This is a genomic window from Castellaniella sp. (genome assembly GCF_041677825.1).
Classification (GTDB): Bacteria; Pseudomonadota; Gammaproteobacteria; order Burkholderiales; family Burkholderiaceae_B; genus Castellaniella.
Genome location: NZ_JBAYPG010000041.1, coordinates 1 through 17,830 on the forward strand (window position 1 = coordinate 1; position 17,830 = coordinate 17,830).

Sequence of the window (17,830 nt, forward strand, 5' to 3'; positions counted from 1 at the left end):
CCAGCCAGCCAGGTGGAGCTGCTCACCCCCAGGTTGTGGAAGCAGCACTTTGCCGACGACCCCTTGCGCTCCGATATCTCACTGCACGGCGCCACGCAATAACGCCGCCGGCTAAGCGGTTACGATACGGATGGCCTTTAGCCGAGCATTGAAGTCAGCAACCTGCAACGCGGCCAAGGCGCCTGGACGCAATGGCAGCATGCTGAGGCACTGCAGAAACGGTGCGATCTCTGGTGGGGCGTGAGCAATGAGGTTGCGCCGTTGCTTGCGATCCAGGTACAGCTCCCGACGGCGGGAGGCGTTTTTGATCGGTTTGAGGTCTTCCCTCCATGCAAAGTCTGATGTGACCTTGCCATCGGCAAAAGCCAGGTTCAGGGCTGCCCGCACGGGAGACATGTCGCGGTTGATCGTATCCGGTGCTCGCTCGCGCTCTTGTCCTGCAACGATGACGGGTGCTGATCTCAGTGATTTGCGAAAGGTTCGGATGTGGTCGCGCTTGAGCTTGGCCAGTTCCGCCTTGGCCAGGGGAGTCTGATCTACCCACCGGGCGAAGCGACCCTGAGCATCGTTGGCTGCCTTGTCGCCCTTTTCCGAGCGGATGTGTTTCGTATAGGCAGAGCAGGCGTCGGCAACGGTATAGGCCTTCGCGAGGCCTCCGATACCGAGATGGGCGAACCATGCGCGAGCAAGTTCAACGGCTTTGTCGAACCGGGCACCGGGCGGGTGCTCGTCCAGTGGGCCGAATGAGTGGAAGTGTTGCTTGCGCTGGGCGTCATCCTAGTAACGGCCAACCCAGTTCCCGATGCTGTCGCTGGTGGTTTTGCGAAATCCGACATAGCAGCCGGCGGCAATCCTATGCCAGTAGGCGTCGCGGCGTGCTTTCAGCTTGTTGCGTGCCGCAACGCTGTCGATGCTGCTGGCCATGTTCCCCATCCTCTATTTGTACGCAACAAGTACGCAAAACGTTTGCGTACTTCAGAGTATTATAGCGGACAATGAAAAACATAACTAATTGAAAAATAAACGATAAATTACTCAGCAGGACATCAGGTGACAATAGAAATCTGCCTTCACACGGCAGGGGTCACTGGTTCGAACCCAGTATCGCCCACCAATCAGAACGACCTTGCCGTGATCACGGGCGCCTCCCTTGAATGGGGATGGGTGTTTGCCGGATGCGGCCAAACCCTCCAGAAAGGGAATGTCGTTGCGCGGGTTTGGGCCAGGCATCTGGAATCAGAGTGCCCGGTCGCCAGCAGGCGACTGCATCGGGTAGTGCACCGTGCCATCTGCCTGGATGACCGCGCCGCGCGTCAAGCTGGCGGGGGTCGTGCGGCCTGCTCCCATGATATGCAGTACCCGAACTTCCCGGGCAATCAGATAATCGCTGACGATGCGCCGGTGACAGCGCCACCAGACGGCCTCGGAGCACATGATGGCACAGCGCTGCATTCCGGCGTGTTGGATCAGCAGGTCCAGGCCTTGTCGGAACGCATCGGTCAGAGCGTAGTCGGCATAGTGGTGGAAGCTGTCATTTTCCCAGAAACCGTTGATTTCCTGGGGTGTGGTCTTCGATCTGCCGCGCAGCCCGCCCAAGGCGGCCAGATGTTCATACGCGATATGGTATGTGGCCAGAGACGCTGGCAGGGTATCCTGATTGAATTGCGGATTGGTGCGCGACCGTGGCACGGTACGTATGTCTATCAGGCGCTCGACGTGCACGGCCTGCAGCAGCGCCGCAAATTCGGCCAATGGGCGGGTGGAGTGTCCTATGGTATGGAGGGTAGGCATGATTCTGCCAGTGTAGCGTCACGCGCCTGGTCGGCCGGCTGGTTCGCCATCGCACAGGCCAAGGTGGCGAAGATGGGAATACACTTCATGGGTGGCATCGAAAGTGGAGGCGCGCCATGCGATACACAGGAGACATCGGTCTGCTCCCGTCAGACATTACGCCAGAATCAGCCTGGCGGTCTCGACGGCGCTTCATTCAGGGTGTGGCGCTCGCCCCGCTCGCGCTGGGCGTGTCCGGGTTCGCGCAGGGGGCTTCGGGTGGTTCGCCTGCCGGCCCTGTTCTTCCGGCAGAACGCAATGCCGAATGGCCCGTCATCGACGCCGCGAACAGTTGGCAGGACATCACCACCTATAATAATTTTTACGAGTTCGGCAGCGGCAAGGGTGACCCTGCCGACCACGCCGGCCATATGCGCCTGGATCCCTGGGCCGTTCGGATCGATGGCGCAGTACGTCATCCGATGACGCTGGACATCGACGCCTTGCGCCAATTGGCCCCCCTCGAGGAACGAGTCTACCGGTTGCGCTGTGTCGAGGCCTGGTCGATGGTTGTGCCCTGGACGGGCTACGCGCTGTCGCATCTGCTCGAGCGCGTCGAGCCCACCGAAGAAGCCAGGTATGTGGTTTTCACCACGGCAGTCCAGGAAGATGTGATGCCGGGCGTCAAGCGACGCATACTCGACTGGCCTTATGTAGAGGGGCTGCGCATTGACGAGGCCATGCATCCGCTCACCCTGCTCACGTTCGGCGTGTATGGGCGTGAGCTGCCCGCTCAGAATGGTGCTCCAGTGCGCATCGTCGTACCCTGGAAGTATGGTTTCAAATCAGGTAAATCCCTGGTGCGGATCCATCTGCAGGCTGCCCGGCCAGTCACCAGCTGGATGCGCGCTGCGCCCACGGAGTACGGTTTCTTTGCCAATGTCAACCCGGATGTGCCGCACCCGCGCTGGAGCCAGGCAACGGAGCGTCGCATAGGCAGCGGTCTTTTTGCCCCAAGGGTTCGCACGCAGAAATTCAATGGGTATGAAAAATATGTGGCGGATCTCTATCAGGGGATGGATCTGCACAGGCAGTTCTAGAATGCTGTTGCGCCTTGAGTTGCCGCCGTGAATCAAAGGCCGGATTCCAGGTCCCGCGGCGCGGCGCTTCACCTTGCACGCCGAGGCGGGCAGGGTGTCCTGTCGTACGGGATGGGCCTGGCGGTGCATGGGCTGGGGCTTTTCCCGTTGGTGCGCTGGCTGTTTCTTGGGGTGGGTCATGGCCTGACCGCCAACCCCCCAGAGTTTCTGACTCGCTCATCAGGGCTCTGGGCTCTGGTGTTGTTGTGGGCCACATTGTGCGTCACGCCGATGCGGCGCATCACGGGTTGGAGTAGTCTCGTGCGTCATCGCCGCACGCTGGGCCTGTATGCTTTTTTTTACACAGTGCTGCACATCATCGCCTGGGCGATCTGGGATCGCGATGGCGTGCCTGACGCCATGTGGGCCGATATATGGCAGCGTGATTTCATCGGGATTGGTACCCTGGCAGTGATCTGCCTGCTGCCATTGGCCCTGACCTCGACGCGCGGCTGGATTCGCCGTCTGGGCCGATGGTGGACGCGGTTGCATTGGCTGATCTACCCAGCCGCCATTTTCTCCGTCTGGCATTTCGAGTGGATGCGCGCCGGGAAGAACGATTTCTTTGAACCCCATGTGTATGCCTGGGCATTGGTTCTGCTACTGGGGGTTCGGATCTTGTGGTGGCTGCGCACGCGGATATCCGGTATGTCGCGTTGGCATCGGTGCTGGTGCCGGCTGTGGGGGCCGCGATAGCCACCATACCCGTGCCGCCCGTATCGGGGGCAGGCTGGTGCGTGCGGCCCGTGGTCCGGATCAGGCCAGCACCCGTGGTGATGACGACGGCCACGATATCCCTGATCAGCTGTCCCTGGACAAAAAAGGCACTATGGGTATGCCCGCGGCTGTCAGCCGCTCACGAACGGCCCGGGCCATGGCCACGGCGCCCTTGCTGTCACCATGCACGCAGACCGATTGCACGGCAAGCTTGACCGTCTGCCCATCCAGGGTGGGCATCTGCCCGGTTTCCAGAAACCGGATGAGCCGTTCTGCTGCTTCATCTGCATCATGCAGTACGGAACCGGGACGGCTGCGCGGCACCAGCTGGCCGTTGGGCAGATAGGCCCGGTCGGCAAAGACTTCGGAGTACACCGGCAGCCCGGCTGTCCGTGCAGCCCGTTCAAGTGCCGTACCCGAAATGGCGAGGATGGCCAGTCTCCCAGGCAGGGCCTTGACGGCGGCAACAATCGCCTGTGCGACGTCAGCGTCGGCGGCTGCCAGGTTGCCGAGCGCGCCATGCGGTTTGATATAGCGTACGGTCGTACCGGCCAGGGCGGCAATGCCCTGCAAGGCGCCGACCTGGGCGGCCACCATGCGTGTGGTTTCTGCAGGAGACAGGGCCATGGGGCGACGGCCGAAGCCTTCGCGGTCCGGATAGCCTGGGTGTGCGCCCACCACGACGCCGCGTTCCGCAGCACGCTGCAGGGTCAGAAACATGGTTTCAGGGTCGCTTGCATGGCCGCCGCAGGCGACATTGGCAGAGCTGACGACATCGAGCATGGCTGCGTCGTCACCCATGACCCATGGGCCATAGGATTCACCCAGATCGGAGTTGAGGTCGATTTGCATACGTATGTTTCCAGGATGTGGTAATGCCTGGCATACTCGACATGCGGGTGTACCGGGCGGGATGGGGCGTGTGCCCACGTCACATATTTATCATAACGGAGCGGCGTGCAGATACGCCATCGTGCGGACACATCATGAACTGCAGATCCGCGCATACCGGCAGATCCCCTCAACAGGCATGGACATGGGCGTGGCGACCATCGATGCGCAGGATGGTGGTGTTCGCATACCGTGGTCGTTCATTGGACGGATCGCGGTGTGGCCCGTACATTGAGAGCCGACCCCTTCGCATTCAACCGCATCACCGCACGGAGAGCTATTCAATGAATACGCCAGAATCCCTCGAGGCCACCGCCGAGAAACTGAAATCCAGCATCAAGGTGGTCATGTTCGACCAGTACGGTACCGTCGTCGACATGCAGCAGGGTCTGACCGATATTGCCACCCCATTTCTGCAGGAGAAGGGGTGGGCAGGCAACCCCGGCTCATTCGTGACCTGGTGGCGCCGTACCCATTTCGAAAATTCCATGATCGACGCCCTGCTGCACAAGACGCACACGTCCTATCGCGAGATCGGCGAACGGGCGGTGGCCTACACCATGGATCGTGCGGGTATCCAGTACACCAGAGACGACGTGCGCTATCTGGTCGGCTGCATCGAACGGCTTCGGTGCTTTCCGGATGTGCCGCAGGCCATGGCCCGCTTGCAGACACGCTACAAGATCGTGGTCTTGTCCAATGGGGACCCCGACATGCTGGAAAGCGCCAGGCCTCACCACGGGATTCCGTTTGACCGGATCATTTCGGTTGCCGAGGCAAACAGCTTCAAGCCGCACGTGGCCACCTACACCCGGGCTGCCGAGATCATGGGTGTGGCCATGGATGAAGTGCTGTTCGTTGCCAATCATGCCTTCGATTGCCTGGGCGCGAAGGCGGCTGGCATGCATTCGGCCTTTATCGACCGGCGCAGGCGCCCGTTTGGTGAAACCCCCTACCAGCCAGACTTGTGGGTGGCTGACATGCGCTCGCTTGCCGAACTGATGGCCTGAACGATACACCCCGCCAGAAGGGGGCTCGATGCCGCCGCCCGTACCCCTGTCAAGATGACCGATACCCGCCAATCGTGGTGTTCTACGTGCTATCGTCACGCTACGGTAACGGGTTCCAAGGTCATTCTGGATGGTGAGTGCACTTTTTTCAAATATTGATGGTGAACTCCGGACGTGCGGGTCGAACAACCTCTTTGATGTCATGCCGATGTCACTGTGGTTCGAAGACTACAGTGCGCTGCATGTACTCTTCGAACAATGGCGGCAGGCTGGCGTGCAGGATCTGGCGGTCTGGTTGGCCGAAGATGCCAGCCGGGTCAAGGCCTGTGCCGCAGCCATGCGCGTCGTGCGCGTCAACCGCCAGACGCTGGCCATGTATGGGGCTCAATCCACCGAAGAGCTCATGGCCCGCCTGGGCGATGTCGTGCGAGATGACAGCATGGCCGGGTTTGCGAGCGAACTCGTCCAACTCTGGCAGGGCCATGGCGCTTTTCACAGTGTCAGCGTCAATTACACGCTCGATGGCCGACGCCTGGATATTTCCCTCAAGGGGCTGGTGCTGCCCGATCGTGAACGACCCTGGGATCAGGTCCTGGTCATGCTCGAGGACGTGACCGAATTGCAGGACGCCCGCCGTCTTGCCCAGGCCAATGAGCGCTTTGCGCGCGAGCTGTTCGGGCAGGCCCCCGTGTCACTGTGGGTCGAAGACTTCAGCCAGATCAAGGTGCTGCTCGACGAGGTGCGCGTGGGGGGGATCACCGATTTCCGTACCTTTCTCGACGTGCACCCCGAATTCGTGCGGCGTTGCCAGGCCGAGATCCGCGTGTTGGATGTCAATGACCATACCCTGCAGCAGTTCAGCGCCAGCAGTCGCGCAGAACTGCTGGGGCGCCTGGCCGACGTCTTCCAGGACGAGATGTACGAATCCTTCGCCGAGCAGCTCAATGACCTCTGGCATGGGCGCCTGTTCCAGCAGCGCGAAGTCCGCAACCGGAACCTGGATGGTGAGCTTCTGTACATGCATATGCAACTGTCTGTCTTTCCAGGTCATGAAAATGACTGGAGCATGGTTCTGGTTGCGCTCACGGACATCACGGCGCGCAAGAAGGCCGAAGCCTATCTCGAGTACCTTGGTCAGCACGATGTGCTGACCAAGCTCAAGAATCGCAGCTTCTACACTGATGAGATCGATCGCTTGCTGCGCAAGCGCGTCAAGCCTATCAGCTGCATTTCGCTGGATCTCAACGACCTGAAAGAATCCAATGACGCAGGCGGCCATGCCGCAGGAGACAGCCTGCTGCGGCGCATGGGAGAGGTTCTGGCCAAGGCGGTGGATCCACCGGCTTCGGTGGCGCGCATCGGTGGGGATGAGTTCATGATCCTGCTGCCCGGCGTGGATCTGCAGGGTGCACAGGCCGTAGTGGATGACATCCATCGCCTGATGGCGCTCAACAACCAGTTCTACGGTGGCCTGCCGCTCAGTGTGTCGATTGGCACAGCCACCGCCGAGCAGTCGGGTGATCTGGCAAAGGCCCTGCATGTGGCTGATCTCGAAATGTATCGCAACAAGCGTCTGCATCACGCCCACAGGCAAGCGGGTACGTCTTGAACCACGCTGCGGCGAAGGCCACCCGGCCGCATGCCATTTCTGCCACGCGTGTTCTCTTTCGGTAGCCGGGCTCCGGATCAACCTCTCAGATTCGGCAGCCGGGTACCCGATCAACCTCTCTGATGTCGCAGCGGCGCCAATGGTCACACGGGCGCCAGCGGCAACGCGGTCTTGTACAGCACCTGCTTGAGTGCAAAGCTCGAGCGGATCTGCTCGATCCCCGGGATGGGGGTGAGCTGCTCGAGAATGAACCGCTCGAGCGCCTGGATATCCGGTACCGCCACCCGGATCAGGTAATCTGAATCCCCGGTCATCAGATAGCATTCCATGACCTCGTCCTGCTCGGCAATGCGGCGCTCGAATTCGGCCAGTGAAGGCTTGTTCTGCGATTTCAGGCTGATGGAAATGAATACGTTCAACCCCAGCCCCAGGGCTGCGGCATTGGCCAGGGCAACATAGCGCACGATGATGCCGCTGGCCTGCAGCGCCTTGACGCGCGCCAGGCACGGCGAGGGCGACAGATGGACCCGGCGGGCCAGCTCGACATTGCTCAGGGAGCCATCCCGTTGGAGTTCATAAAGTATGCGCAGATCGGTCGTATCCAGTTTCATATGCTGCGAAATGATGGATTGGAAAAATATAATGCCGTTCAAGTTGCGCATGATACCTTATGTCGATATCAAATTTCATGGCGGGTGGTTCATAATGAAGGGCGCCGAATACGCGCTTTCGCCTGACCCGATCCATGAACCCGATACCCTACACCCTGCTGGATTCTCATCCGGCAAGACAAAAAGACACCGATCCACAGGAGACGGCCGAGTGGCTGGAATCCTTCGATGCCCTGCTGGCCCACGCGGGCACGGGGCGTGCAGCCTTCATGCTGGATGCGCTCTGTGAACTCGCCTGGCAACGGCAACTGGACTGGCAGCCACCGCTGGGCACGCCCAACGTCAATACCATTCCACCCGAGGCGCAGCCGCCGTATCCGGGTGATCCGGACCTGGAAAAACGTCTGGCGGGCATGATCCGCTGGAATGCACTGGCCATGGTGGTACGGGCCAACGAGGCCTATGGTGGCCTGGGCGGGCATATCGCCAGCTATGCCAGTGCGGCAGACCTGTTCGAGGTCGGCTTCAATCATTTCTTTCGTGCGCGCAATGAACAGCAAGACGGTGACCTGCTCTTTCTGCAGCCGCACAGCGCGCCCGGTGCCTATGCCCGAGCCTTTCTTGAAGGCCGCCTGACCGAGGCCGATCTGCTGCATTTTCGCCAGGAAATCACCGGGTCCGCTCAAGGGGCCCGTGGCCTGTCCAGCTATCCGCATCCACACCTGATGCCCGACTTCTGGCAGTTCTCCACCGGATCCATGGGGATTGGCCCCATGCATTCCATCTATCAGGCGCGCTTCATGCGTTACCTGACCCATCGGGGCCTGCTCGATTGCTCGGGGCGCAGGGTCTGGGGCATGTTCGGCGATGGCGAAATGGACGAACCTGAGTCCATGGCGGCGTTGGGCCTGGCGGCGCGCGAGCACCTCGACAATCTCGTCTGGGTGGTGAACTGCAATCTCCAGCGTCTGGACGGGCCGGTGCGCGGCAATGCGCGCATCATCGAAGAACTCGAGAAGCAGTTTCTCGGGGCCGGCTGGAATGTGGTGAAGGTGCTCTGGGGCAGCACCTGGGACCCGCTCTTTGCGCGCGACCGACATGGCGTGCTCACTCGGGCCCTGACCGATACGGTCGATGGCCAGATGCAGACCTTCGCCGCACGCGACGGCCGCTACAACCGCGAGCGCTTCTTTGGCCAGAACCCCCAACTGGCGCAACTGGTCGAGGGCTTGAGCGACCAGCAGATCGATGAACTGGCCCGGGGTGGCCACGATCCGCTGAAGATCCATGCGGCATATGCTGCGGCGCAGCAACATCAGGGGGCGCCCACGGTCATTCTTGCTCATACCAAGAAGGGCTACGGCATGGGGGCCTCGGGCCAGGGGCGCATGACGACGCATTCACAAAAGAGCCTGAAGGATGCGGATCTGCTGGCTTTCCGTGACCGCTTCGGTTTGCCGCTGGCTGACGCGCAGGCGTTGCGCCTCGAATTCTATCGCCCGGCAGAGGACAGCCCCGAACTGCGCTATCTGCGCGAGCGCCGGCAGGCCCTCGGGGGGCCGCTGCCCGCGCGGCATGCCCACTGTGCACCGCTGGCTGTACCGCCCATGGAAGACTACGCTGCGTTTGCCCTGCAGCCCGCACAGCGTGAATACTCCACGACCATGGCGTTCGTGCGCATGCTGGGCAGCCTGCTGAAAGACAAGGTGCTGGGGCCGCGCATCGTGCCCATCGTGGCCGACGAAGCACGTACGTTCGGCATGGCCAACCTGTTCCGGCAGGTTGGCATCTACTCCAGCGTAGGCCAGCTCTATGAACCAGAGGACGAAGGCACGCTGGTGAGCTACCGCGAGGCAAAAGATGGCCAGATCCTCGAAGAAGGCATCAGCGAAGCCGGTGCGATTTCGAGCTGGACTGCAGCAGCCACCAGCCACAGCAACCATGGCTTTGCCATGCTGCCGTTCTATATCTACTACTCGATGTTCGGTTTCCAGAGGGTGGGTGACCTGATCTGGGCGGCGGCAGACCAGAATCCGCGCGGCTTTCTCATCGGCGCCACATCCGGCCGCACCACGCTGGCGGGCGAAGGCCTGCAGCACCAGGACGGGGCGAGCCACCTGTGGGCCAGTGCCTATCCCAATTGCAAGGCCTATGACCCGGCCTTTGCCGCCGAACTGGCGGTGATCATCGACCACGGGGCGCGCGAGATGCTCGAGGCCCGGGCCGACGTGTTCTATTACATTACGGTGATGAACGAGAACTATGCCCAGATGCCCTTGCCCGCCGGGGCGGCAACGGGTGTCATACGAGGTGCGTACTGCCTCGAGCACCTTGCGGCAGAGGACGCTGGGGCGTGTCACGACCAGGATGGTGCGGCCAGCCAGGGTCAGGTTGATCAGCCATCCTGCGTCACCCTGATGGGGTCGGGCGCGATCCTCACCGAGGTGCGTGCCGCCGCCAGGATTCTGGCTGCCGAGGGGGTCGCCTGCACCGTGCTCAGCGTCACCAGCTGGAGCGAGCTCGCACGCGATGGCCAGCGCTGGCTCGAATCCCGTGATGCAGGCCATGGTGGGGCGATTGCCCATGTGCGCGCCCTGCTCGCCGCCTCGGGTGCCGATCGCGGGCCCATCATCGCGGCCAGTGACTATGTGCGGCTGGTGGCGGAATCCATCCGCGCCTATCTGCCTGCTGACCGCCTGTATGTCACCCTGGGCACCGATGGCTTCGGGCGCAGTGATACGCGTGCCGCATTGCGGCAGTTCTTCGGCGTGGATGCGGCCAGCGTGGCCGAAGCGGCACGCCGGGCGCTGCGTGGTGTGCCGACTGCGTGATGCGCCGGATCAGGATCGTGCGGATCCGGATCCGGCCGGGTGCTGAGCGCCGCAGCCCCGTGCGGCTCGTGGGCCTGCACAGGCTTGCATGGCCCGAGTAATCCCGGTGCAGCCATGACCTGATCAGGCTCAGCTGAATACGACGACCAGGCTTGCCAGCACCGTCAGCAGGCTGATGCTGAACGTTTCCATGTGCGGCAAAATGAAGCGTTCTTCGGGTTGGCGCCGGCGTTTCCGTTCGCGTACCAGGTGCACCGTGGCGAATCCCAGGCAGATCACGACGCTGAGGGTGAGCAGCAGGACGCCGTGTTCGGGATGGCTGACGCCCCAGCGCAGGACCAGCAGGGCGTTGGCGATCAGCGCCAGGCTGGTGCGCAGCCAGGCGATCGATGTGCGCTCGGGCTGCAGGCCCGGGCGGGTGGGCTGGGTCATCATTCGAGCAGCAGCCACAGCGCTGTACCGCCCGCCAGGGCGGCGATGGTGATGGCCAGCCAGAGAATCAGCGTGGAGACGGGCAGGGCGCGCTCCAGGCGCATGGCGTGTTCGTTGTTGCGCCAGCGGAAAAAGGCACTCAGGCCGATGATGCCGGACAGTATGGCGAGCACGACGCTGAGTATGAAAAACGCCTGTTGCGGTGCATGGCTGCTGCCCGAAAACTGCCTCAGGATGATGGCGACGGCCAGAACGGCAAGTGCCGTGCGTATCCACGCCAGAAATGTGCGCTCGTTGGCCAGGGAAAACCGATAGTCTGGATCTTTGCCTTCATCATGCCAGGCCATGGGTCGCTCCGTTTGTATGATCAGCCCCGATTATAAAAAGAAAGAATCGCCGGCAGCAGGCACGGCTGCCGAATGCCTCGGCTGCTGGGGCAGACCACGGGTAGGACAGGCATCATGGGCGCGCCTGCCGATCGACCGCGCCATACCTCGTACCTGACGATTTGCCAAGTCGGTGTGCTTTCGTCAGAATGATCGATTCACTTTTCATTCTGTATCGATTCGCATGTCACGGTATTTGCCCGTTTTCCTGCAAAGGCCATGGCGTGCCGAGATCATCGCCACCATCACGCTGGGCCTGCCCCTGATCAGCGCCCAACTGGCCCAGATGGCCATCAACATGACCAACACGCTGGTGCTGGGGCGACTCGGGCCCGACGAGCTGGCCGCGTCCGTGCTGGGTTGGCAGCTGTTTTTCGTGGTCTGGATCCTGGGCACCGGTTTTGGTTTTGCCGTCATGCCCCTGGTCGCAGGCGCAGCCAGCAGTCAGGACAGACGGGGCGTGGCCCGGTTCGTGCACATGGGGCTTTGGGTTTCCCTGGCCTATGCCGTGCTGGTGATCTGGCCATTGGCGAACGCGGCGCCCATTTTCCTGGCCCTGGGGCAGGAAGAATCCATTTCGCACCTGGCTGCAGGGTATGTCGGGGTGCTTCAGTGGTCGATGTTCCCGCAGCTGGCCATCATCGTGCTGCGTTCATTCCTGGGCGGCCTGCAGCGGCCGACTGTCGTGGTGGTCGCGCTGGCGGGTGGCGCGCTCATCAACTTGCTGCTGAATGTCGTGCTGGTGTTCGGGGTCACCGACATGATTCCCGCATTGGGGATGCGGGGCGCCGCATGGGCCACCGTGTTTGCCACCACCTGCGTGGCACTTTTCCTGTTCTGGTTTGCAGCCCGGCATCGCTCGGTACGCGGGCACCGGCTGGGGCAGGGCATGCAGCGACTTGACCTGCGGGCCCTGAGCGATATTTTCCGGTTGGGCTGGCCGATCGGGGTCACCCTGGTGGCTGAAGTGGGGCTGTTCAGTGCGACATCGGTCATGATGGGCTGGCTGGGCGCCTACGAACTGGCCGCGCACGGCATCGCCGTGCAACTCAGCGGCCTGGCCTTCATGGTGCCGCTCGGGCTGTCGGCCGCCTCGACCATTCGAACCGGGTGGGCCCGCGGACGGGATGATCGGGATGGCGTGGCGAGCGCGGCCTCATCGGCCATTTTGATCGGGCTGGGTTTTGCCTGCCTGTCGGCCATCACGTTTTTGCTCTGGCCTGCCTGGCTGGCGGGGCTATATCTGGATCTGCACGACGCCGGCGCGCGCCAGGTGCTGGTATTCGCCACCGCCTACCTGGCGGTGGCGGCTGCCTTTCAGCTGTTTGACGCCATGCAGGTCCTGGCCAATGGGGCTCTGCGCGGCCTGAAGGACACCCGCATCCCCATGGTGCTGGCGCTGTTCAGTTACTGGCTGCTGGGTGTGCCCATCGGCTATGTACTGGGCTTTGTCGTGGGCTGGGGGGGCATCGGTGTCTGGTGGGGGTTGGCGGCCGGCCTGGCGGCCGCCGCCATCCTCTTGAGCGTGCGCCTGGTCCGGCAGATCGCTGCCATGCCGCGCAGGGCCTAGTGGCCCAGTTGCTGGTTGTACGCGGCGCGCGCCTGCAGGAAGCGCTCGAACGGGAACTTGATGGGTACGCCTTCAAGTGCCGCCGCGAGCATGTCGAGATGGCCTTCGAAGCCGGCGCAGGCCTTGGCCGGGTCCTCGCCTGCGGGCACCGTCACGGTGAGGACCAGGCGCGCGCCGTCTGCGGTGTCGGACAGCGCCCAGCGCAGCGGGCGTTCGGGCTCTGATCCGCTGCTCCATGAGTAGGCCAGCAGCTGTTCGGGCACGAGCTCGAGCACCGTGCTTTCGATCACGATGCCGCTGTCGGCGAAATCGATCTTGACCGCGCCGCCCTGAGTCAGTGCAATCTGCCCGGGCGCCAGCCATTGCGCCATTTTGTCCTGCTCGGTCAGCATGCCCCAGACTGCCCGACCGCTGTGACCCGGGAAGGTTCGGGTGAGGGTGCCTTCGTGACGGCCATCGGGCAGGGTGTGCAGGGTTCCTGTGGGCAATTCGTCGGTGCTCATGGCAGTTCTCCAGTATCGTGTGCTTGAATCATAAATCTCGGGTTCATTGTTTGTATGCTCGAACTTTGCATGCTCGAACGCTGGTGTCCACGAATCACGACGGCGGGCGCCGTCCCGTGCCATCCGGCACGGCGGGCCCGGGCGCTCGCCGCTGGCCTGTACCGGCCTGATGGCCCATCTGTTCGATGCATACGGCATCGCAATCTTCAAAAGCGTCGGGCTTGCAGATCCGGATGCGCGCGTGCAGCACCTCGGGGAAGCCCGCAAGGATGCGTTGCAGGCAACGCTGCACCAGGGTTTCGAGCAGGTCGGTGTGATCCTGCGTGATTTCATCGATCAGGGTGCTGCGCAACAGACGGTAATCGAGCACGGTAGCCAGATCGCGGTCGTCGACCGGTGTGTCCGCACGGACTTCGAACCAGGCATCCACCGTCAGGGGCTGGCGCGCGCTGCGTTCATGCGCCAGCATGCCGATGGACGCCTGCAGGTGCAGCCCCTGCAGGAGGATCATGCGCGTATTCATGCCGGCGGGCCATCCACACGCCGCAGTCGGTGTTTCAGGGCCCGGGCACTTGCCAGTTGTACGCGGTAGCGCCGCAGTTCATCGCGCCGGAACACATGCACGACCACCCGGTCTCCGGGGCGATGGCTGGCCAGAAGCTGCTTCAGGGCCGTGTCGCTGGTTACGCGCAGCCCATCGATGGCGATCAGCAGATCACCGGCCGACAACCCGGCGAGGTGTGCCGGGCCATGCTCGTACACTGTGGCCAGGCGGACCCCGCCCGCATCGTTGTGTGTGCGCACATCGAGATCGGGGCGCTGATCTGCCGGGCTGGCCTCGAGCGTGATGCCGGTGCGCGCGAGGGCGTCTTTCAGGGGGACATCTTCGCGGCCATCGACATGACGGGCGATGAAATCCGATACGTCCACGCCCGTGGCCTCGAGGATCAGCCCCTGCATGGCCGTTTCGGGCACCCCCTGCGGCGGGTGGTCATAGAAACCGCGGCCGTGGCGCTTCCAGAGCAGGCGCATGACATCATCCAGGCTGTGCCTGTCAGCCGTACGTTGGCGGATTTCGAGATCCAGGCCCAGCGCCACGAGCGCGCCTTTGGTGTAGTAGCTGACCAGCGCGTTGGGTGAATTTTCGTCCTGCTTGTAGTAGCGCGTCCAGGCGTCGAAAGAACTTTCGGCCACCGACTGCTTGTGGCGGCCAGCCCCGCGCAGCACGCCATCCATGGTACGCGCCAGGAGGCCAAAATAGGCCGGTTCGTCGATCACGCCGGCGCGCAGCAGCATCAGGTCATCGTAATAGGACGTGAAACCTTCGAAGACCCACAACAGGCGGGTGAAATTGGGCCGATCCAGGCAGTACGGGGCAAAGGCGGCGGGTTTGATCCGCTTGACGTGCCAGGTGTGGAAATATTCGTGGCTCACCAGCCCGAGAAACCGCTTGTAGTCTTCGGGTTCGGGCTGACCCGTTGTGGGCAGGTCGGCCCGGGAGGTGATCAGCGCAGTCGAGGCGCGGTGCTCGAGGCCCCCATAGCCATCGGCCGTGACCATCACCAAGAATACGTAGCGCGAGGCCGAATCCAGGAACGGTGCCTGCCGGGTCTCGGGTTCGAAGAACTCGATCTGCGCCTGGCAGATCTTCTGTACGTCCTGCGCGATCCGGGCCAGATCGAGGCCCGGCACGACGCCGGTGAACACCAGTTCGTGCTGCGTGCCGTGGGCCTCGAAAGATACGCACTGGGGCGTGCCCATCTCGACGGGGTGGTCCAGCAGCGCGTCATGATCCGGTGCACGGTAGCAGCCGAAACCATGGCGCGCGGCGGCGCCGGGTTCGCCCTCTGCCTCGGGCAGGCTGGTGAAGACCCGCCAGCGGTCCGTGTGGCCGGGTGGACACAGGTCGAGCAGGCAGGGCTGGTCTTCCTGGCCAACCACAGCCAGGAACAGGCTGCTGCCGTTGAAGAACGCGTGGCTTTCGTCGAAATGGGCCCCCCGAACAGAGAGGTCCCATGCATACACGGTGTATTCTACGGTCAGCCTGCCCTGGGCCGGCGCGCATTGCCAGGTATGGCTGTCGGTCTTGTGGCAGCCAACGGGGCCGTCGGCATCGAAAACCAGCAGGCTTTCGATCTGTCGGGCAAAATCACGGATGAGATAGCTTCCGGGAATCCATGCAGGCAGGCGCAGGATCTGCCCGCCGGGCTCGGGCCGGGGTATCGTCAGGGTGATGGCAAAACGGTGCCCGGCCGGGTCGGCCAGCCGCACCTGATAGCGTATCGTCGAATTTTTCATGGCAACAGTTTACTTTGGAGATATCATGAACGAATCCTTCGTCAAGGTCGAGACCCGCGGTCGCGTGGGTCTGCTGACTCTGGACCGGCCCCAGGTGCTGAACGCGCTCAGCAACGAGGTCATCGATCAGCTGTACGATGCCATACAGGCATTCGAAGGCGACGACAACATCGGCGCCATGGTGCTCACGGGCAGTTCCAAGGCCTTTGCGGCAGGGGCGGACATCTCGGCCATGGCTGGCTGGTCGTACATGGACGTGTACAAGGCCGACTATCTGGGCGGCAAGTGGGAAGACCTGCGTCGTACCCGCAAGCCCATCATTGCCGCCGTAGCGGGTTACGCCCTGGGCGGTGGCTGCGAACTCGCCATGCAGTGCGACTTCATCATTGCCGCCGAAAATGCCAGATTCGGGCAGCCCGAGATCAAGCTGGGCGTCATCCCGGGTTATGGCGGCACGCAGCGTCTGCCCCGGGCCGTGGGCAAGGCGAAGGCCATGGACCTGGTTCTCACGGGGCGCATGATGGATGTCCACGAGGCCGAGCGCGCCGGCCTGGTGGCCCGCATCGTGCCCGTCGAGCGCCTGCTCGATGAGGCCCTCGAAGCGGCCGCCACCATTGCGTCCATGTCGCTGCCGGCCGTCATGATGGCCAAGGAATGCGTCAACCGTTCATTCGAGGCCACGCTCGATGAGTCCCTGTTGTTCGAGCGGCGCAACTTCCATGCGCTCTTCGCCACCGAAGACCAGAAAGAGGGCATGCAGGCGTTTGTCGAAAAGCGTCAGCCCGATTTCAAGCATCGGTGAGGGTTCTCGGCTAAAATGGTGCGCCTTTGAGGGGGCATTTGATGGCTTCTTCAAAAACCCGCTATACTTGAATAGTTTGACTACCGGTTGGTGGGTGGCTTTGGGGGCTACAGATCCGGGTGATGTGCTGGTGCTTTCTGCTGAAGATCGAGCGCACATTGCCCGCCGTTCCAGGGCAGGCCTTTTTCGGGCCTTGGCCGCACAGGCATGCACGGGCATGCTGGTGGTGGTTCTGGCCTGGATGATCGCGGGAACAAACGCGGCCGTATCTGCCTTGTTGGGTGCTGCGGCCTATTTTGTTCCCAATGCGCTCTTTGCCCTGCGTTTGCTGGCAGGCCATTGGGCTCCCGCCCGGGCCGGCGCGCTGGTCTTCTTCTGGGCAGAGGCCTTCAAGTTGCTGGCGGCAGCCGGGGTTGTGGTCCTGGTGGCATGGCGCTGGGGGGGCTGGCTCGATTGGCTGGCTTTCCTGCTCGGGCTGCTGGGGGTCATGAAGGGGTATGTGGTGTTGCTGGCATTGCGCCGTCTGCCATGAATTGATTGAAAAAAGGGTTTTCCGATGACCGACGTTGTCACGACACCTCAGTCCGAATACATCCAGCACCATCTGGTTCACCTCAACAATCTCGGTCACAAGCAGGACATCATCGCCAACTTCGATGTCGTCAACTACGACTCGCTGTTCTGGTCGGCCCTCATGGGCTTCATCGTGCTGTACTTTCTCTGGCGTGCCGCCCGCCGGGCCACCACCGACGTGCCGGGCCGCTTCCAGATGTCCATTGAAATGCTCGTGGGCATGGTCAACGATGAGGCCAAGAACATCGTGCCCAATGCCACTTCGCGCCAGTTTGCGGCGCCGCTCGCGCTCACGGTGTTCCTCTGGATCACGCTGATGAACGCGCTCGACCTGATTCCGGTCGATCTCATGGGCTGGATCTTCCAGATGGTCGGTCTGGGCAGTGCGCACGACGATCCCCTGTATTACCACCGTATCCTGCCTACAGCCGATCTCAACATTCCCATGGGGATGTCGCTGGGCGTGCTCCTGCTGATGCTCTACTACGGCATCAAGATCAAGAACCCGGTCGGTTTCGTGAAAGAACTCTTCACTGCCCCCTTCCATGCGCACGGCGTGGGGGCCATCATTCTGGCGCCATTCAACCTGCTGCTCAACCTCATCGAATACGTCGCCAAGACGGTATCGCTGGGCATGCGGCTGTTTGGCAACATGTATGCAGGCGAGCTGCTGTTCATGCTGATCGCC

Annotated in this window: 19 protein-coding genes; 9 read left to right on the top strand and 10 right to left on the bottom strand. The window is 62.4% G+C overall.

Annotated features, from left to right (window positions below; all coding sequences use genetic code 11):
- Positions 1-111: 111 nt before the first annotated feature.
- The 3 genes from WCY17_RS13485 to WCY17_RS13495 all read right to left on the bottom strand — a co-directional run bounded on the left by WCY17_RS13485 (position 112) and on the right by WCY17_RS13495 (position 1,791).
- Positions 112-387, bottom strand: coding sequence for a hypothetical protein (locus tag WCY17_RS13485; RefSeq protein ID WP_372702709.1), 276 nt, complete (start codon positions 385-387; stop codon positions 112-114).
- A 390-nt stretch (positions 388-777) separates the two neighbouring features.
- The gene (locus WCY17_RS13490; RefSeq protein WP_372702710.1) at positions 778-924 is read right to left on the bottom strand and encodes a hypothetical protein; all 147 of its coding nucleotides are present in this window, start codon (positions 922-924) and stop codon (positions 778-780) included.
- 312 nt (positions 925-1,236) lie between these two features.
- A complete protein-coding gene (locus WCY17_RS13495; RefSeq protein WP_372702711.1) occupies positions 1,237-1,791 on the bottom strand; it encodes a DUF488 family protein in 555 nt (184 codons plus the stop codon).
- 116 nt (positions 1,792-1,907) lie between these two features.
- Between WCY17_RS13495 and msrP the strand changes: the two genes are divergently transcribed.
- On the top strand, positions 1,908-2,870 hold the full coding sequence (msrP, locus tag WCY17_RS13500; protein WP_372702712.1) for a protein-methionine-sulfoxide reductase catalytic subunit MsrP: 963 nt from the start codon (positions 1,908-1,910) through the stop codon (positions 2,868-2,870).
- Positions 2,871-2,981: 111 nt separating this feature from the next.
- Complete coding sequence (locus tag WCY17_RS13505; RefSeq protein ID WP_372702713.1) at positions 2,982-3,605, top strand: sulfite oxidase heme-binding subunit YedZ; 624 nt, start codon at positions 2,982-2,984, stop codon at positions 3,603-3,605.
- Between the two features lie 105 nt (positions 3,606-3,710).
- Here the strand turns inward: WCY17_RS13505 and WCY17_RS13510 are convergent, their stop codons facing one another.
- Complete coding sequence (locus WCY17_RS13510) at positions 3,711-4,478, bottom strand: LamB/YcsF family protein (RefSeq protein WP_372702714.1); 768 nt, start codon at positions 4,476-4,478, stop codon at positions 3,711-3,713.
- A gap of 323 nt (positions 4,479-4,801) precedes the next feature.
- Between WCY17_RS13510 and WCY17_RS13515 the strand changes: the two genes are divergently transcribed.
- Both WCY17_RS13515 and WCY17_RS13520 read left to right on the top strand, forming a co-directional pair.
- Positions 4,802-5,527: a haloacid dehalogenase type II gene (locus WCY17_RS13515; protein WP_372702715.1), complete on the top strand. Its 726-nt coding sequence runs from the start codon at positions 4,802-4,804 to the stop codon at positions 5,525-5,527.
- Between the two features lie 202 nt (positions 5,528-5,729).
- The gene (locus WCY17_RS13520; RefSeq protein WP_372702716.1) at positions 5,730-7,136 is read left to right on the top strand and encodes a diguanylate cyclase domain-containing protein; all 1,407 of its coding nucleotides are present in this window, start codon (positions 5,730-5,732) and stop codon (positions 7,134-7,136) included.
- 143 nt (positions 7,137-7,279) lie between these two features.
- On the opposite strand, the gene WCY17_RS13525 is transcribed toward WCY17_RS13520, so the two are convergent.
- A complete protein-coding gene (locus WCY17_RS13525) occupies positions 7,280-7,747 on the bottom strand; it encodes an Lrp/AsnC family transcriptional regulator (RefSeq protein ID WP_372702717.1) in 468 nt (155 codons plus the stop codon).
- Between the two features lie 134 nt (positions 7,748-7,881).
- Here WCY17_RS13525 and aceE point away from each other — a divergent pair, with 134 nt between their 5' ends.
- Complete coding sequence (aceE, locus tag WCY17_RS13530; protein WP_372702718.1) at positions 7,882-10,578, top strand: pyruvate dehydrogenase (acetyl-transferring), homodimeric type; 2,697 nt, start codon at positions 7,882-7,884, stop codon at positions 10,576-10,578.
- Between the two features lie 129 nt (positions 10,579-10,707).
- On the opposite strand, the gene WCY17_RS13535 is transcribed toward aceE, so the two are convergent.
- Positions 10,708-11,013 carry a DUF202 domain-containing protein gene (locus tag WCY17_RS13535; RefSeq protein ID WP_372702719.1) on the bottom strand — a complete coding sequence of 102 codons (306 nt, stop codon included), beginning with the start codon at positions 11,011-11,013 and terminating at the stop codon, positions 10,708-10,710.
- The gene (locus WCY17_RS13540) at positions 11,010-11,357 is read right to left on the bottom strand and encodes a YidH family protein (RefSeq protein ID WP_372702720.1); all 348 of its coding nucleotides are present in this window, start codon (positions 11,355-11,357) and stop codon (positions 11,010-11,012) included. Before WCY17_RS13540 ends, WCY17_RS13535 begins: the two co-directional genes overlap by 4 nt.
- A gap of 223 nt (positions 11,358-11,580) precedes the next feature.
- On the opposite strand from WCY17_RS13540, the gene WCY17_RS13545 reads away from it, so the two are divergent.
- Positions 11,581-12,966, top strand: a complete 1,386-nt coding sequence (locus WCY17_RS13545; RefSeq protein WP_372702721.1) for an MATE family efflux transporter — start codon at positions 11,581-11,583, stop codon at positions 12,964-12,966.
- Here WCY17_RS13545 and WCY17_RS13550 read toward each other — a convergent pair.
- The 3 genes from WCY17_RS13550 to WCY17_RS13560 all read right to left on the bottom strand — a co-directional run bounded on the left by WCY17_RS13550 (position 12,963) and on the right by WCY17_RS13560 (position 15,767).
- Positions 12,963-13,469, bottom strand: coding sequence for an SRPBCC domain-containing protein (locus tag WCY17_RS13550; protein WP_372702722.1), 507 nt, complete (start codon positions 13,467-13,469; stop codon positions 12,963-12,965). The genes WCY17_RS13545 and WCY17_RS13550 overlap by 4 nt on opposite strands.
- A 94-nt stretch (positions 13,470-13,563) precedes the next feature.
- Positions 13,564-13,992 (bottom strand): dihydroneopterin aldolase, encoded by a 429-nt coding sequence (locus WCY17_RS13555; protein WP_372702723.1) that lies wholly within the window; start codon positions 13,990-13,992, stop codon positions 13,564-13,566.
- Positions 13,989-15,767 carry a M61 family metallopeptidase gene (locus WCY17_RS13560; protein ID WP_372702724.1) on the bottom strand — a complete coding sequence of 593 codons (1,779 nt, stop codon included), beginning with the start codon at positions 15,765-15,767 and terminating at the stop codon, positions 13,989-13,991. Before WCY17_RS13560 ends, WCY17_RS13555 begins: the two co-directional genes overlap by 4 nt.
- Positions 15,768-15,792: 25 nt before the next feature.
- On the opposite strand from WCY17_RS13560, the gene WCY17_RS13565 reads away from it, so the two are divergent.
- From WCY17_RS13565 to WCY17_RS13575, 3 genes are all read left to right on the top strand, one after another.
- Positions 15,793-16,569 carry an enoyl-CoA hydratase gene (locus tag WCY17_RS13565; RefSeq protein WP_372702725.1) on the top strand — a complete coding sequence of 259 codons (777 nt, stop codon included), beginning with the start codon at positions 15,793-15,795 and terminating at the stop codon, positions 16,567-16,569.
- A gap of 193 nt (positions 16,570-16,762) precedes the next feature.
- A complete protein-coding gene (locus WCY17_RS13570; RefSeq protein ID WP_372702726.1) occupies positions 16,763-17,101 on the top strand; it encodes an ATP synthase subunit I in 339 nt (112 codons plus the stop codon).
- 24 nt (positions 17,102-17,125) lie between these two features.
- On the top strand, positions 17,126-17,830 hold a 705-nt coding region (locus tag WCY17_RS13575), incomplete at its 3' end, for a FoF1 ATP synthase subunit a (RefSeq protein ID WP_372702727.1).

Bases quoted from the DNA above. Each gene is read 5' to 3' on its own strand.
- WCY17_RS13505 (WP_372702713.1), top strand. From the start codon at position 2,982: ATGGGCCTGGCGGTGCATGGGCTGGGGCTTTTCCCGTTGGTGCGCTGG.
- WCY17_RS13495 (WP_372702711.1), bottom strand. From the start codon at position 1,791: ATGCCTACCCTCCATACCATAGGACACTCCACCCGCCCATTGGCCGAA.
- WCY17_RS13565 (WP_372702725.1), top strand. From the start codon at position 15,793: ATGAACGAATCCTTCGTCAAGGTCGAGACCCGCGGTCGCGTGGGTCTG.
- WCY17_RS13520 (WP_372702716.1), top strand. From the start codon at position 5,730: ATGCCGATGTCACTGTGGTTCGAAGACTACAGTGCGCTGCATGTACTC.
- WCY17_RS13490 (WP_372702710.1), bottom strand. From the start codon at position 924: ATGGCCAGCAGCATCGACAGCGTTGCGGCACGCAACAAGCTGAAAGCA.
- aceE (WP_372702718.1), top strand. From the start codon at position 7,882: ATGAACCCGATACCCTACACCCTGCTGGATTCTCATCCGGCAAGACAA.
- WCY17_RS13560 (WP_372702724.1), bottom strand. From the start codon at position 15,767: ATGAAAAATTCGACGATACGCTATCAGGTGCGGCTGGCCGACCCGGCC.
- WCY17_RS13510 (WP_372702714.1), bottom strand. From the start codon at position 4,478: ATGCAAATCGACCTCAACTCCGATCTGGGTGAATCCTATGGCCCATGG.
- WCY17_RS13535 (WP_372702719.1), bottom strand. From the start codon at position 11,013: ATGATGACCCAGCCCACCCGCCCGGGCCTGCAGCCCGAGCGCACATCG.
- WCY17_RS13525 (WP_372702717.1), bottom strand. From the start codon at position 7,747: ATGAAACTGGATACGACCGATCTGCGCATACTTTATGAACTCCAACGG.
- WCY17_RS13550 (WP_372702722.1), bottom strand. From the start codon at position 13,469: ATGAGCACCGACGAATTGCCCACAGGAACCCTGCACACCCTGCCCGAT.
- WCY17_RS13555 (WP_372702723.1), bottom strand. From the start codon at position 13,992: ATGAATACGCGCATGATCCTCCTGCAGGGGCTGCACCTGCAGGCGTCC.
- WCY17_RS13515 (WP_372702715.1), top strand. From the start codon at position 4,802: ATGAATACGCCAGAATCCCTCGAGGCCACCGCCGAGAAACTGAAATCC.
- WCY17_RS13545 (WP_372702721.1), top strand. From the start codon at position 11,581: ATGTCACGGTATTTGCCCGTTTTCCTGCAAAGGCCATGGCGTGCCGAG.
- msrP (WP_372702712.1), top strand. From the start codon at position 1,908: ATGCGATACACAGGAGACATCGGTCTGCTCCCGTCAGACATTACGCCA.
- WCY17_RS13540 (WP_372702720.1), bottom strand. From the start codon at position 11,357: ATGGCCTGGCATGATGAAGGCAAAGATCCAGACTATCGGTTTTCCCTG.